The sequence below is a fragment of the Paraburkholderia sp. MM6662-R1 genome (genome assembly GCF_050436245.1).
GTDB classification, from domain to species: domain Bacteria; phylum Pseudomonadota; class Gammaproteobacteria; order Burkholderiales; family Burkholderiaceae; genus Paraburkholderia; species Paraburkholderia tuberum.
The window spans coordinates 226,915-240,561 of sequence record NZ_JBNDLV010000004.1 but is presented as its reverse complement, the minus strand read 5'-3'; the positions used below and the strand labels follow the sequence as shown (position 1 = coordinate 240,561).

Annotated in this window: 14 protein-coding genes; 11 read left to right on the top strand and 3 right to left on the bottom strand. The window is 64.5% G+C overall.

Annotation, left to right across the window (positions count from 1 at the left end; genetic code table 11):
- Positions 1 to 15: 15 nt before the first annotated feature.
- Positions 16 to 291: a hypothetical protein gene (locus OKW39_RS30930; RefSeq protein ID WP_090806576.1), complete on the bottom strand. Its 276-nt coding sequence runs from the start codon at positions 289 to 291 to the stop codon at positions 16 to 18.
- 943 nt (positions 292 to 1,234) lie between these two features.
- On the opposite strand from OKW39_RS30930, the gene OKW39_RS30925 reads away from it, so the two are divergent.
- From OKW39_RS30925 to OKW39_RS30905, 5 genes are all read left to right on the top strand, one after another.
- The gene (locus OKW39_RS30925; RefSeq protein WP_429333682.1) at positions 1,235 to 1,852 is read left to right on the top strand and encodes a copper-binding protein; all 618 of its coding nucleotides are present in this window, start codon (positions 1,235 to 1,237) and stop codon (positions 1,850 to 1,852) included.
- A 144-nt stretch (positions 1,853 to 1,996) separates the two neighbouring features.
- Positions 1,997 to 2,230 carry a hypothetical protein gene (locus OKW39_RS30920; protein ID WP_184066177.1) on the top strand — a complete coding sequence of 78 codons (234 nt, stop codon included), beginning with the start codon at positions 1,997 to 1,999 and terminating at the stop codon, positions 2,228 to 2,230.
- 163 nt (positions 2,231 to 2,393) lie between these two features.
- Positions 2,394 to 3,146 carry an SDR family NAD(P)-dependent oxidoreductase gene (locus OKW39_RS30915; RefSeq protein WP_429564395.1) on the top strand — a complete coding sequence of 251 codons (753 nt, stop codon included), beginning with the start codon at positions 2,394 to 2,396 and terminating at the stop codon, positions 3,144 to 3,146.
- 110 nt (positions 3,147 to 3,256) lie between these two features.
- Positions 3,257 to 4,435, top strand: coding sequence for an L-rhamnonate dehydratase (rhmD, locus tag OKW39_RS30910; protein WP_184066173.1), 1,179 nt, complete (start codon positions 3,257 to 3,259; stop codon positions 4,433 to 4,435).
- A 57-nt stretch (positions 4,436 to 4,492) separates the two neighbouring features.
- Positions 4,493 to 5,275, top strand: coding sequence for an SDR family NAD(P)-dependent oxidoreductase (locus tag OKW39_RS30905; protein WP_090806570.1), 783 nt, complete (start codon positions 4,493 to 4,495; stop codon positions 5,273 to 5,275).
- A gap of 19 nt (positions 5,276 to 5,294) precedes the next feature.
- Here OKW39_RS30905 and OKW39_RS30900 read toward each other — a convergent pair whose 3' ends face one another.
- A complete protein-coding gene (locus OKW39_RS30900; RefSeq protein WP_429564394.1) occupies positions 5,295 to 6,290 on the bottom strand; it encodes a LysR family transcriptional regulator in 996 nt (331 codons plus the stop codon).
- 121 nt (positions 6,291 to 6,411) lie between these two features.
- Here OKW39_RS30900 and rhaM point away from each other — a divergent pair, with 121 nt between their 5' ends.
- The 6 genes from rhaM to rhaS all read left to right on the top strand — a co-directional run bounded on the left by rhaM (position 6,412) and on the right by rhaS (position 12,400).
- The gene (gene rhaM / locus OKW39_RS30895) at positions 6,412 to 6,729 is read left to right on the top strand and encodes an L-rhamnose mutarotase (RefSeq protein WP_429564393.1); all 318 of its coding nucleotides are present in this window, start codon (positions 6,412 to 6,414) and stop codon (positions 6,727 to 6,729) included.
- A 74-nt stretch (positions 6,730 to 6,803) separates the two neighbouring features.
- Complete coding sequence (locus OKW39_RS30890) at positions 6,804 to 7,697, top strand: amidohydrolase family protein (RefSeq protein ID WP_429564392.1); 894 nt, start codon at positions 6,804 to 6,806, stop codon at positions 7,695 to 7,697.
- Between the two features lie 47 nt (positions 7,698 to 7,744).
- Positions 7,745 to 9,274 (top strand): sugar ABC transporter ATP-binding protein, encoded by a 1,530-nt coding sequence (locus tag OKW39_RS30885; protein WP_429564391.1) that lies wholly within the window; start codon positions 7,745 to 7,747, stop codon positions 9,272 to 9,274.
- Entirely contained in the window at positions 9,271 to 10,326 is a 1,056-nt protein-coding gene (locus OKW39_RS30880; protein WP_429564390.1) for an ABC transporter permease, read from the top strand. The genes OKW39_RS30885 and OKW39_RS30880 overlap by 4 nt, the downstream gene beginning before the upstream one ends.
- Positions 10,319 to 11,350 (top strand): ABC transporter permease, encoded by a 1,032-nt coding sequence (locus tag OKW39_RS30875; RefSeq protein ID WP_090806558.1) that lies wholly within the window; start codon positions 10,319 to 10,321, stop codon positions 11,348 to 11,350. The genes OKW39_RS30880 and OKW39_RS30875 overlap by 8 nt, the downstream gene beginning before the upstream one ends.
- A gap of 39 nt (positions 11,351 to 11,389) precedes the next feature.
- Complete coding sequence (rhaS, locus tag OKW39_RS30870) at positions 11,390 to 12,400, top strand: rhamnose ABC transporter substrate-binding protein (RefSeq protein ID WP_429333690.1); 1,011 nt, start codon at positions 11,390 to 11,392, stop codon at positions 12,398 to 12,400.
- Positions 12,401 to 12,491: 91 nt separating this feature from the next.
- Here the strand turns inward: rhaS and OKW39_RS30865 are convergent, their stop codons facing one another.
- Complete coding sequence (locus tag OKW39_RS30865; RefSeq protein WP_429333691.1) at positions 12,492 to 13,643, bottom strand: CmpA/NrtA family ABC transporter substrate-binding protein; 1,152 nt, start codon at positions 13,641 to 13,643, stop codon at positions 12,492 to 12,494.
- Positions 13,644 to 13,647 lie beyond the last annotated feature (4 nt).

The following is a 13,647-nucleotide window of genomic DNA, read 5'->3' as shown; positions in this document are numbered from 1 at the left end:
CAAGCGCATGCCATTTCACGCGGATGCCAATTCCCGCTGGGCATCAGCGCAGCGCTCGCCGAGGCGAGCGACGATATCGTCGACGCCGCGCGCCGCGTCGTTTTCCGCCGCTTCGTAGTAGCCGCGGAACTCCTCGAGCAGAGCGCGCCATGACCCATGCCAGCGCGTTTCTCTTAGACAGGCGCCGGACGAATCGGCAATACGCAATACGCCGTTGTCCGGATAGAACGTCAGCGTGACGAGGAGGCCGTCGATGACGCAGGCGGCGGTGCAGGGGCGAGTCGTGACCATGTGTGGTGTCCTTCGATAAACAATGTGTGTGCGTTAGACGGTGACGCGAGCTTTAGCAAACGCTGTGCCTGTGATGCCCACATGACCGTGGCCATCGGCTCAAGCGTTCTTTTCGTTGCCTTGACGGCAAAATTCGCTCGATCAATAACCCGTGTTCGCAGTATTCCAATGATTGACGACAATTTTTTGTATTCGTCGCGCAGCGATGCGTAATCGCTTCAGTATCATCCATTAAGGGTTTGTGCGGAGTCGTTCGGCGATTGCCAATCTGCCGCGCGCCCACCGCTTTTCAATGCATATCGAATGCGCCGATTCGACTGTTGTCAGGCAACCGGACAGAGTCAGAGCGAGGACGGCGTCGCCGGGCATCTGAGCTCAGCGAATTGCAGCGATCATATTTTTATGGCAAATGAATCGCCCACCGTCATAAAAGATTTGACGCGGCAAACCCGATTAATCGGGAATGGCGATGCGCAGCCACTTGTCTTGCCATTCCTTTGCGCGTTTGCTAGCATCCCCGAAACCGTTTGAAATAGTCATAACGTTCGGCAATTTCCGGACCCGCTCACGTTGGGTCGCCCGGTAGTCCATCTCGTTGCGAGGAATATGTTATGGCTAGCTCTCTACCCCTCCGCTGACGCTCGCGGGAACGCATGCGCAAAGCCGCGCGGCGCCTTGCGCAAGCTCATCCGCCACGACTCCGCATACCGATTGCATCGCATGGAGAAGCACGCGCTTTTTGCGATTGGCTCTCCGGGACAAATCGACGCATTAGAAAGGAACCGCCATTGGTTTCAGAAAGCGTAACCCCGTCCGATAAAAGCGATTAATAGTCCGTTTTTTCTTTTTATTCGAAGCGATTGCACTTGCCGGTGCTAAGCGTAGTGCGCGATCTGCGACAAAACATTTGCCGTAACATCGACGCAATCAAAAGGAGCATTTCATGGCTTGTAATTCAACGGACTCCGGGCTCATGCGGGTGAAGGCGATCGCGGTTGCGTTGGTGGTTTGCGTCGCCGCGGCGGGTCCGGCGCTGGCACAGGACAACGCGGCCGCGTCCGCGCCGGAACAGCGGGCAATTGGCGCCGCCGCGCTGCTGCACGTTAAGGCGCGCGTCGTCGCGATCGATCCCGCGACGAACAGCGTGACGCTGCGCGGCCCGCAAGGCGGCGAGGAAACTTTCGACGTGAATCCGCAAGCCGCCGACGTCAGCAAGCTGCATGTCGGCGACGTCGTGACGATTGCGTACAAGAAGGCGGTGCTGGTCGGCGTCGACAAACTCGCGCCGAACGGCATCCGCCAGCGCATCGATACCGAAGTCACGCAGCCTGCGGCCAACGGTGTCGTTGCATCGGCGCGGCGCATCGAGGTCGTCGCGACGGTGCGCAAGATCGATCGCAAGAAGCGCACGATCACGCTGCGCGGGCCGTCGCGCACGGAAACGCTCGACGTGGCGCCGGACATTGCGCTCGAGAAACTGAAGGTCGGCGATTCGGTGCGCGCGGTGTTCGTCTCGGCCATCGCGGCGTCGGTGTCGCGCAATGGCGCGGACGTCAAATAACGGCGATCGAGAAGGCTTAAATAAACTACGCTGAAGCGTATCGAGGTGCGCGGCGTCGAACCGCAACCGGCGGTTCGACGTCGCGCCGGCCATTGCGGCTCAGGTTTCACGATGGTCATCGCGTCGCGCGCGAAGGAGCGGGGAATGGAACAGAGCGAAACGGAAACCACTGCCGAATCGGAGCGCAAACGGCTGGTCCGCAGCAAGATACACGTGGGCCTCGCGGCGCTCGGCACGTTATCGTCGGTGTTCGGGATCGGCATAGCGATCATCGGCGGGATCAACTTCGACCAGACCAAGGTGCTGCTCGGCGTCGGCATCATCGTCGTGTCGACCATTCTGTATGTCTCGATGCTTTTCGTCGCTGCCGATGATTAGCCGCTTCGCTTCCCTTTAGCGCCCGCTCCCCGCTGCCGATCCACTTTTGCTATCGCCCCCTCCAATAGTCGAATTGTTGGCGCATCGCACCGCCCGTATATTGACCGCAGCGATATACAACAACTCGATGGCACGCCGCACGGCGGCCTACAGGAGCACAGCAATGAATCGGATCGATCTGGAGGGGCGCACGGTCGTCATCACCGGCGGCGCGCGTGGCATCGGCTACGCGGTCGCGCAGCGGGCGTTGCGCTCGGGCGCGTCGGCCGCGTTGTGGGACGTCGATAGCGAACGGCTCGCGCGCAGCCAGCGCGAGCTGAGCGAACTCGGTAAGGTCAGCGCCATCACGGTCGAGCTGACCGACGACGCCGCGGTTCAGCAGGCCACCGCGCAAACGGTCGCCGGGCACGGCTCGATCGACGTGCTGATCAACTGCGCGGGCATCACCGGCGGCAACGGCACGACCTGGGAGCTTGCGCCCGACATGTGGCGCCGCGTGATCGACGTGAATCTGATCGGCCCGTACCTGACCTGCCGCGCGGTCGTGCCGCAGATGCTGAAGCAGGGCTACGGCCGCATCGTCAATATCGCGTCGGTGGCGGGCAAGGAGGGCAATCCGAATGCTTCGCACTACAGCGCATCGAAAGCGGGGTTGATCGGGCTCACCAAGTCGCTCGGCAAGGAACTCGCGACCAGAAACATCCTCGTCAATGCGGTCACGCCGGCCGCGGCCAAGACCGAAATCTTCGATTCGATGTCGCAGCAGCACATCGACTACATGCTGTCGAAGATTCCGATGAACCGTTTCCTGCTGCCGGAAGAAGCGGCGTCGCTGATCCTGTGGCTGTCTTCCGAAGACTGCGCGTTCAGCACCGGCTCGGTATTCGACCTGTCGGGCGGCCGCGCCACCTATTGAGCGCGCTGCTCGCGCATTGCTCACGCAGTGCTCACGTCCCGCAGCGTATTGCACACGCGTCGAACGCGCGTTGTCGAGCCGCTTCCACGCCTCTCTCACGGAGCCCTTTCATGGCCATGCCTACCATCCGGCACGTGCGTGCCTTCATCGTTCGCGGCGGCGGCGCGGACTATCACGACCAGGCCGGCGGACACTGGATCGACGATCACATCGCGACGCCGATGGCGCGTTATCCCGAGTACCGCCAGAGCCGCCAGTCGTTCGGCATCAATGTGCTCGGCACGCTGGTCGTCGAGATCGAAGCGAGCGACGGCACCGTGGGCTTCGCGGTGACGACCGGCGGCGAGATCGGCGCATTTATCGTCGAGAAGCATCTCGCGCGTTTTCTCGAAGGGCAGCTGGTGACCGACATCGAGAAGATGTGGGATCAGATGTACTTCGCGACGCTTTACTACGGGCGCAAGGGCGTCGTGCTGAACACGATTTCCGGTGTCGATCTCGCGCTGTGGGATCTGCTCGCGAAGGTTCGCAAGGAGCCCGTGTATCAACTATTGGGCGGTCCGGTGCGCGACGAGCTGGTGTTCTATGCGACCGGCGCGCGGCCCGATCTCGCGAAGGAGATGGGCTTCATCGGCGGCAAGCTGCCGTTGCAGCATGGTCCCGCGGAAGGCGAAGACGGACTCAGGCAAAACCTCGACAAGCTCGCCGACATGCGCTCGCGCGTCGGCGACGACTTCTGGCTGATGTACGACTGCTGGATGAGCCTCGACCTGCGCTACGCGACGCGGCTCGCGCAAGGCGCGCACGAATACGGCCTCAAATGGGTCGAGGAATGTCTTCCTCCCGACGATTACTGGGGTTACGCCGAACTGCGCCGCAACGTGCCACGCGGCATGATGGTGTCGACCGGCGAGCACGAGGCGACGCGCTGGGGCTTCCGGATGCTGCTGGAGATGCAGTGCTGCGATCTGATCCAGCCCGACGTCGGCTGGTGCGGCGGCATCACCGAGCTGATCAAGATTTCCGCGCTCGCCGATGCGCACAACGTGATGGTGGTGCCGCATGGGTCGTCGGTGTATAGCTATCACTTCGTCGTCACGCGCCATAACTCGCCGTTCTCCGAGTTTCTGATGATGGCGCCGAAAGCCGACGAGGTCGTGCCGATGTTCAATCCGCTGCTGCTCGACGAGCCGGTGCCGGTGAACGGGCGTATGAAGGTGCCGGACACGCCGGGCTTTGGCGTGCGGCTCAATCCGGAATGCGCGCTGGTGCGGCCTTATCAGCATTGAACGTGTCGAACGTTTTGAACCTGTGCCGAACGGCGAATCGCCGCAAAGGAGATTAGGGTGCTGCTCAAGGACAAAGTCGTGATCGTCACCGGCGGCTCGCGCGGCATCGGACGCGCGATCGCGGTGGCCTGCGCGCGCGAAGGCGCGGACGTGGCGATCAACTACTGGGGCGACAACGACGCATCGTATGGCCGGCGCTCGGCGGTCGAGGAAGTCGTCGGCGAAATCGAGGCGTTGGGGCGGCGCGTGATCGCGGTGGAAGGCAACGTCGCGGCGCGCGACACCGGGCAGGAGCTGGTGCGACGGACGCTCGACGCGTTCGGCAAGCTCGACGTGCTCGCGAGCAATGCCGGCATCTGCCCGTTTCACGCGTTTCTCGACATGCCGGCGGACGTGCTCGAATCGACGGTCGCGGTCAATCTGAACGGCGCGTTCTTCGTCACGCAGGCTGCCGCGCAGCAGATGAAAAAGCAGGGCACTGGCGGCGCGATCGTCGCGACGAGTTCGATCAGCGCGTTGGTGGGCGGCGGCATGCAAACGCATTACACGCCGACCAAGGCCGGCGTGCATTCGCTGATGCAGTCGTGCGCGATTGCGTTGGGGCCGTTCGGCATCCGCTGCAACTCTGTCATGCCGGGCACGATCGCGACCGATCTGAACGCCGAAGATCTCGCCGACGAAGCGAAGAAGGCCTACTTCGAAAAGCGCATTCCGCTCGGCCGCCTCGGGCGTCCCGACGACGTCGCCGATTGCGTCGTGTTTCTCGCCTCGGACCGCGCGCGCTATGTGACGGGCGCCGCGCTGCTCGTCGACGGCGGGCTGTTCGTGAACCTGCAATAGGCGACGCGCGATGCGGGCGTCAATTGACCGTGACGGGCGTAGTCGGCGTGCCGGGTGCGGCGGCCGGATCGTCGCGCGCGAGGTCGCGCGAGAAGCCGCGCAGCAGTTCGATGAAGCGCAGCGCCGGCTCGGCGAGCTGCTCTTCCTTGCGCGTGAGAATGCCGAAACCGGCGAGACTCTTGCCGATTTCGAGCGGCAGCGCGACCAGCAGGCCGCCGCGCACATGATCGCGCACGACCGACTCCGGCAGCATCGCGACCGCATCGTAATTCTCGAGCAATTGCAGCGTCGCGAAGATCGACGCGCATTCGGTCAGATTGACTGGCGTGGCGAGCCCGGCACGCGCGAGTTCTTCCTCGAACAGCACGCGCGCCGGACTCGTGACGGGTTGCGCAACCCACGGCCACGCGACCAGTTCGCGCAACGTGATGCGCGTGCGCCGCGCGAGCGGATGCACGGCGCGCACGACGAGCAGCAGCGTTTCGCGCGCCAGCGGCTCGAAGCCGAAGTCGTTGTGCTGCAGAGGGTTGGTCAGGCGCCCCAGCGCGAGATCGACCTCGCGCCGATGCAGCAATTGCACGACCTGATCGCTTGTTTCACCGAGGATGCGCACGCTGAGCAGCGGGCTTTCGGTCTTCAGCGCGGCGACCGACATCGCCAGCAGATCGGGCGCGGCGCCCATGATCGCGCCGACGGTCAACTGGCCGTGACCGCCGCGGCGTTTGACATCGAGGTCTTCGGCGAAGCGTGTGAGCTCGGCGAGCGCGCGGCGCGCGTATGCGAGCGTGACGACGCCGAGCGGCGTCGGCGTCATGCCGCGCGCGTTGCGCTCGAACAGCAGGAAGCCGAACGCTTCCTCGATGTCGCCGAGCATGCGGCTTGCGCTCGGTTGCGCGACGTTGACGGTCTCGGCGGCCTGATGCAGGTTGCGGGTGTCGTCGAGTGCGACGAGCAGGGCGAGATGCTTGAACTTGAGACGATTGACGAGTGCGACGGCGGCTGAATGTTGGCTCATGGTGCCAGTAGGAGTGCCCGTGCGATTCGGTTTGTGGATCGACCAATCCCAACAACGGATTGAGAGGCTATCGATGCAGGAATTATAGTCGTCCGAAGAGGTCGACAGGAGACAGGCCGCCATGGAGACAATCGCTTTTCGGATGGTGCTGAACCCCGGCATGCGCGAAGAATACGAACGGCGTCATACGCAGATCTGGCCCGAGCTCGTTGACGCGCTGCACAACGCCGGCGTGCGCGACTACCGGATTTTCTTCGACCCCGACACGCATCATCTTTTCGCGGTGCTCTCGCGCACCAGCGATCACACGATGGACCAGTTGCCGCAACTCGACGTGATGCGCAAATGGTGGGATTACATGGCCGACATCATGCAGACCGCGCCCGATCACACGCCGCTGTCGCAGACGCTCGAACCGGTCTTTCATCTCAGTCATTGAGTCGCGCTGAACGCAGCTGAACCCCGCAACGACGCACGAACCTCGAAACGCTTTTCACCGGACGAAGGTGCCGCATGCAGGTTGTCGATTCGCATATCCATCTGTGGGATCTGAAGACGCATCGCTATCCGTGGCTGGAGAACCCGGGCGTGTCGTTCGTCGGCGATGCGCGCGATCTGAAGCACGACTATCTGCTCGACGATCTGCTCGGTGAAGCGGGCGACATCGACGTGCTGAAGCTCGTGCACGTCGAAGCGAATCACGATCCGGCCGATCCCGTCGAGGAAACGCGCTGGTTGCAGTCGATCGCGGATCGCGACGCCTCGCGCGGCATGCCGAATGCGATCGTCGCCGCCGTGGACCTGTCCGCGCAAAATGCGCCCGAGTTGCTCGAAGCGCATGCGTCGTTCGCGAATACGCGCGGCATCCGGCAGATTCTCAACGTGCACGACAACAAACTGTTCGATTACGTCGGCCGTCATTACATGCGCGAGCTGCGGTGGCGCGAGCATTTCGCGTTGCTGCGCCGTTACGACCTGTCGTTCGATCTGCAACTGTATCCGTCGCAAATGGAGGAGGCGGCCGCCTTGGCGCGTGCGCATGCGGACACGCTTCTGGTCGTCAATCATGCGGGCATGTTCGTCGATCGCAATAGCGTGGCCGGTTACCGCGCGTGGCGCGAAGGCATGCGCCTGCTGGCGGCGTGTCCGAACGTCGCGGTGAAGATCAGCGGGCTCGCGATGTTCGATCATCACTGGAGCGTCGAAAGCCTGCGGCCTTATGTGCTCGAAACGATCGATACGTTCGGCGTCGAACGTGCGATGTTCGCGTCGAATTTTCCCGTCGACCGGCTATTTGGTTCGTATACGGATTTGTGGCGCGCGTATGCGGCGATCGTTGGCGATGCGAGCGAGGCTGAGAAGGACGCGCTGTTTCGACGCAACGCGCAACGGTACTACCGGATTTGACGCGCGGCGCGTCGAAGAGAAGACAGCCGCAAAAAAGGAGACACGCAGTGCAGCCATCCCCTTCCACGGTGCCGCGACTCGAATTGCGGCACGCGAGCAAATCCTTCGGCCGGGTGCGCGCGCTGTCCGACGGCGACCTCGTGCTGTGGCCCGGCGAGGTGCATGCGCTGCTCGGCGAGAACGGCGCGGGCAAATCGACGCTCGTGAAAATTCTCGCCGGGGTGCATCAGCCCGACGCCGGCGAGCTTCTGGTGAAGGGCGAGCCACGTCGCTTCGCGACGCCGGCCGAAGCGCGCGACGCCGGGCTCGCGGTCATCTATCAGGAGCCGACGCTGTTCTTCGATCTGTCGATCGCGGAGAACATCTTCATGGGCCGGCAGCCGGTCGACCGCTTCGCCCGCATCCAGTACGACGCGATGCATCGCGAAGTGGACGGACTGCTCGCGTCGCTCGGCGTCGAGTTGCGCGCGGATCAACTGGTGCGTGGTCTGTCGATCGCGGATCAGCAGGTGATCGAAATCGCGAAGGCGTTGTCGCTGAACGCGAGCGTGCTGATCATGGATGAACCGACGGCCGCATTGTCGCTGCCCGAAGTCGAGCGGCTCTTCGCGATCGTGCGCAAGCTGCGCGAACGCGACGTCGCGATTTTGTTCATCACGCACCGGCTCGACGAAGTGTTCGCGCTGACGCAGCGCGTGACGATCATGCGCGACGGCGCGACAGTCTTCGACGCGCTGACCGCCGATCTGAGCACCGACGCGATCGTCGCCAAGATGGTCGGCCGCGATCTGCAAACGTTCTATCCGAAGGCCGATTGCACACCGGGCGACGTGCGTCTGTCGGTGCGCGGCCTGACGCGCATCGGCGTGTTCAAGGATGTCTCGTTCGACGTGCGCGCCGGCGAGATCGTCGCGCTCGCGGGCCTCGTCGGCGCGGGACGCAGCGAGGTCGCACGGGCGATCTTCGGTATCGATCCGCTCGATTCGGGCGAAGTGTGGCTGACCGGCAAGCGGCTCGACACCGGCAAGCCCGCGGCCGCGGTGCGCGCCGGGCTCGCGCTGGTGCCGGAGGATCGCCGCCAGCAAGGGCTCGCGCTCGAACTGAGCATCGCGCGCAATGCGTCGATGACGGTGCTCGGACGGCTCGTTCGGCATGGGCTCATTTCGACGCGCAGCGAAACGCAGCTCGCCAACAAGTGGGGCACGCGTCTGCGCCTGAAGGCGAGCGACCCGGGGGCGCCGGTCGGTACGCTGTCGGGCGGCAACCAGCAGAAGGTCGTGCTCGGCAAGTGGCTCGCGACCGGCCCGAAAGTGCTGATCATCGACGAACCGACGCGCGGCATCGACGTTGGCGCGAAAGCCGAGGTGTATGGCGCGCTCGCCGAACTCGTGCGCGATGGCATGGCCGTGCTGATGATTTCGAGCGAGTTGCCCGAGGTGCTCGGTATGGCCGATCGCGTGCTCGTGATGCACGAAGGCCGCATCAGCGCGGAGCTCGCGCGCGCCGACGCGAACGAGGAGCGCATCATGGGCGCCGCGCTCGGTCAGGGACTTTCACCATTGGGACGTGCAGCATGATGCGCCATTCGACCCATCCCGCGCCGGTGCGGCAGTCGCTGCCGAAGCGTTCCGCCGCTTCATCGGGCGGCCTCGTCGCGAGCGTCGCGAAGAGCCGCGAAACCACGTTATTTGTCGTGCTGATCCTGCTGATCGCGGGGACCGGGCTCGCGAAGCCGCAGTTCCTGAATCTGCAGAACCTGCGCGACGTGCTGCTGAACGTGTCGATCATCGGTCTGCTGACGGCTGGGATGACCGTCGTGATCCTGATGCGGCATATCGATCTGTCGGTCGGCTCGACGGTGGGTATCAGCGCGTACGCGGTGGGCAGCCTGTACGTTGGGTTCCCGCATATGCCGGTGCTCGTCGCACTGGCCGCGGGGCTCGCGATCGGGCTCGTCGCGGGTGGCATCAATGCGCTGCTCGTCGCGGTGGGGCGCGTGCCTTCGCTGGTGGCGACGCTGTCGACGCTGTACATCTTTCGCGGCGCCGATTACGCATGGGTGCACGGCGGCCAGATCAACGCGACCAGTCTGCCCGACGCGTACTCGCGGCTCGCGACCGGCACGCTGCTCGGCATCCCGACGCTCGCGCTGATCGCGATCGTCGTACTCGCCGGCCTGTCGGTGTATCTGAAGCAGTTTCGCGGCGGTCGCGAGCACTATGCGATCGGCTCGAATCCGGAAGCCGCGCGGCTTGCGGGCGTGAACGTCGAGCGTCGCGTGATGTCGGGCTTTTTGTTGTCCGGCGCGATTGCGGGCTTGGCGGGCGCGTTGTGGCTCGCGCGCTTCGGCACCGTCGATGCCAGCACCGCGAAGGGCATCGAATTGCAGGTCGTCGCGGCGGCGGTGGTCGGCAGTGTCGCGATTACGGGCGGCGTCGGCACGATCCTCGGCGCGACGCTCGGTGCGCTCGTGCTCGGCGTGATCAGCATCGCGCTCGTCGTGCTGCACGTGTCGCCATTCTGGGAGCAGGCGATCCAGGGCGCGCTGATCGTCGCCGCGATCGCCGCCGATACGCTGCTGGCCCGCTCCGTCGCCAAACGCATGATGAGGAAACGCGATCATGGCTAAACCCGATTCCGCGCTGCTCACGCGCAAGCGCGAAACGCCGCTGCAATGGGAAGTGTTGCTGGTGATCGTGCTGATCGTGTCGCTGGTGTTGGGCCGCTGGCTGTCGCCGGTGTTTCTGACCGGCGCGAACCTGAGCAACGTATTCGCCGATCTGACCGAGATCGCGCTAATGGCGCTGCCGATGACGCTGATCATCGTCGCCGCCGAAATCGATCTGTCGGTCGCGTCGGTGCTGGGCGCGTCGAGCGCGCTGATGGGCGTGCTGTGGCACATGGGTCTGCCGATGCCGGTCGTGATCGTCGTGGTGCTGATCGGCGGCGCGCTGGCGGGCCTGCTGAACGGCCTCGTGATCGTCAAGCTGAACCTGCCGTCGCTCGCGGTCACGATCGGTACGCTCGCGCTGTTTCGCGGTCTCGCGTATGTGCTGCTCGGCGATCGGGCGGTCGCGGATTTTCCGGCCGCGTATACGGCGTTCGGCATGAACACGCTTGGCCCCACGTTCATTCCGTTGCCGTTCGTGATCGTGATCGCCGCCGCCGTGCTGTTCACGGTTCTGCTGCAAGCCACCGCGTTCGGCCGCAGTCTCTATGCGATCGGCGCGAATCCGACCGCCGCCGCGTTCTCCGGCATCGAGGTCGCGAAGATTCGCTTGCGCCTGTTCGTGCTGTCGGGTCTCGTCAGCGCGCTCGCGGGCATCGTCTATACGCTGCGCTTCACGAGCGCGCGCGGCGATAACGGCGAGGGCTTCGAGCTGTCGGTGATCGCCGCGGTGCTGTTCGGTGGCGTCAGCATTTTCGGCGGACGCGGCTCGATGGTCGGCGTACTGCTGTCGCTGTTGATCATCGGCGTGCTCAAGAACGCGCTGACGCTCGACGACGTATCGAGCGAAACGCTGACCATCGTGACCGGCGTGCTGCTGCTCGCGTCGGTGCTGATTCCGAACCTCGTCGCGCGCTGGCGGGCGGCGCGCGACCGGCGTTTCATCGCGAAGTCCGCCGCCACGTCTTCTTCATCCGCAACCTAGCTTCCCCTCTCTGTCCAACAACAACGCAGGAGACACTTCATGTTCAAACCTCTACGTCACACCGGCATGGCCGCGCTCTGCGCCGCGTTGCTCGCGATCAGCTGCGGTGGCGCGTTCGCCGCGGAACTGAAAAGCGGGCTGAAGATCGCGTTCGTGCCGAAGCAGATCAACAACCCGTACGAAGTGATCGCCGACGACGGCGGCCTCGCCGCGATCAAGGAGTTCGGCGGCGTGGGCAAGGCGGTCGGGCCGTCGGATGCGGGCGCGTCGTCGCAGGTGTCGTACATCAACACGCTGATCACGCAGCGCCAGGACGCGATCGTGATTGCCGCCAACGATGCGAACGCGGTCGTGCCGTATCTGAAGAAGGCGATGGGTCAGGGCATCAAGGTCGTCACGTTCGACTCCGATACCGCGCCCGAAGGCCGCCAGCTGTTCGTCAATCAGGCGAACGCCGAAGGCATCGGCCGCGGCCAGGTGCAACTGGTCGCGAAGCTGATGGGCGGCGAGGGCGAATTCGCGATTCTGTCGGCGACGCCGAACGCGACGAACCAGAACACCTGGATCAAGTGGATGCAGGAGGAACTGAAGAAACCGGAGTACTCGAAGATCAAGCTCGTCAAGATCGCGTACGGCAACGACGACGATCAGAAGTCCTTCGTCGAAACGCAGGGCTTGCTGCAGGCGTATCCGAACCTGAAGGCGATCGTCGCGCCGACGACGGTCGGCATCGCGGCGGCGGCGCGCTATATCTCGTCGTCGTCGAGCAAGGGCAAGGTGGCGGTGACGGGCCTCGGCACGCCGAACCAGATGCGCGCGTTCGTGAAGAACGGCACCGTGACCGCGTTCCAGTTGTGGGATCCGAGCGAGCTCGGCTATCTGGCCGCGTACGCGGCGGCGTCGCTCGCGTCGGGCACGATCACGGGTAAGGAGGGCGAAACGTTCGACGCCGGCAAGCTCGGCAAGCGCACGATTGGCGCGCACGGCGAAATCATTCTCGGGCCGCCGACCACGTTCGATGCGAGCAACATCGACAAGTACAACTTCTGAGCTTCGGTAACGCCGACTGTCCACCTGATCGCCGTTGGCGGGTCGTGGGCAGTCGGCGCAGCGGATCTCGGGGATTTCGCGTGCGGTCCGCTCAGCGGCGGATCGCAAAACGCCGCGCATAAGCGGCGGATGGTGAGCCGCTTCCCCACACCGCGCCATCGATCAGTTCCCTTGTGACGTCCTCGCCGGGCACCGGCACGTTCACGCGTGCGGCGGCCTCGCGATACAACTGCGTCTGGTTGATGCGCGCGGCGACCGCGTCGTAGTCGTTGTGCGCATCGATGATCCCCCAGCGCTCGAACTGCGTGAGGAACCACGCGCCTTCGAATGGATGCGGATAGTTGACCGCGCCGTCGTCGAAGAAACGCATCGGCAGGCGGCGCGGGTTCGCCGTGTCGAGGTGGTCGCCGAGCCGCGCCGCGATCAGCGTCTCGTCGATACCGATGTAATCGGGCCGCGCGAGCCAGCGGGCGATCTCGTCGCGATGCCCGGCGCCGTCGAGCCAGCGGCACGCTTCGAGCACGGTCTGCACGAGCGCGCGGGTCGTGCGCGGATGCGCATCGACGAAATCGCGTCGGCAGGCGAGCACTTTCTCGGGATGCTCGGGCCACACCTCGCTCGAATAAGCGATCGTTTTGCCGACGCCGTGCGCCTCGGCCATTTCATTCCACGGCTCGCCGACGCACAGACCGTCGAGCCGGTCTTCGGCAAGCGCGGCGACCATTTGCGGCGGCGGAATCGCGACACTGTCGATGTCGCGCAACGGATCGACGCCTTGCGCCGCGAGCCAGTAGTACAGCCACATCGCGTGCGTGCCGGTCGGGAAGGTGTGCGCGAAGACCGGCTTGCGGCCGAGCGTGGCGAGCGCCTCGCGCAATGTCCCATGCTTCGCGAGCGCCTCGGCGAGCCGATTCGAGAGCGTGATCGCCTGGCCGTTGCGGTTCAGCACCATCAGCACGGCCATGTCGGTGCGCGGGCCGCCGAGGCCGAGCTGCACGCCATACACGAGCCCGTAAAGCGCGTGCGCGGCGTCGAGATCGCCGGCTAGCAGCTTGTCGCGCACGGCGGCCCACGACGGCTGGCGGCACAGTTCGAGCGTGAGCCCGTGCGCATGGCCGAACTCGAGCAGCTTCGCCGCGATCAGCGGCGCCGCATCGGACAACGCGACGAAACCGAGCCGCAGATGGGTCTTTTCAGGCGGCTCCGCAAAGGCCGCGGCGGTGACGGAAGTGGCTGGATTCATGAGC

What these genes read in the sequence shown, in the direction of transcription:
- OKW39_RS30930 (WP_090806576.1), bottom strand. Translation starts at nt 291, where the DNA reads ATGGTCACGACTCGCCCCTGCACCGCCGCCTGCGTCATCGACGGCCTC.
- OKW39_RS30925 (WP_429333682.1), top strand. Translation starts at nt 1,235, where the DNA reads ATGGCTTGTAATTCAACGGACTCCGGGCTCATGCGGGTGAAGGCGATC.
- OKW39_RS30920 (WP_184066177.1), top strand. Translation starts at nt 1,997, where the DNA reads ATGGAACAGAGCGAAACGGAAACCACTGCCGAATCGGAGCGCAAACGG.
- OKW39_RS30915 (WP_429564395.1), top strand. Translation starts at nt 2,394, where the DNA reads ATGAATCGGATCGATCTGGAGGGGCGCACGGTCGTCATCACCGGCGGC.
- rhmD (WP_184066173.1), top strand. Translation starts at nt 3,257, where the DNA reads ATGGCCATGCCTACCATCCGGCACGTGCGTGCCTTCATCGTTCGCGGC.
- OKW39_RS30900 (WP_429564394.1), bottom strand. Translation starts at nt 6,290, where the DNA reads ATGAGCCAACATTCAGCCGCCGTCGCACTCGTCAATCGTCTCAAGTTC.
- rhaM (WP_429564393.1), top strand. Translation starts at nt 6,412, where the DNA reads ATGGAGACAATCGCTTTTCGGATGGTGCTGAACCCCGGCATGCGCGAA.
- OKW39_RS30890 (WP_429564392.1), top strand. Translation starts at nt 6,804, where the DNA reads ATGCAGGTTGTCGATTCGCATATCCATCTGTGGGATCTGAAGACGCAT.
- OKW39_RS30880 (WP_429564390.1), top strand. Translation starts at nt 9,271, where the DNA reads ATGATGCGCCATTCGACCCATCCCGCGCCGGTGCGGCAGTCGCTGCCG.
- OKW39_RS30875 (WP_090806558.1), top strand. Translation starts at nt 10,319, where the DNA reads ATGGCTAAACCCGATTCCGCGCTGCTCACGCGCAAGCGCGAAACGCCG.
- rhaS (WP_429333690.1), top strand. Translation starts at nt 11,390, where the DNA reads ATGTTCAAACCTCTACGTCACACCGGCATGGCCGCGCTCTGCGCCGCG.
- OKW39_RS30865 (WP_429333691.1), bottom strand. Translation starts at nt 13,643, where the DNA reads ATGAATCCAGCCACTTCCGTCACCGCCGCGGCCTTTGCGGAGCCGCCT.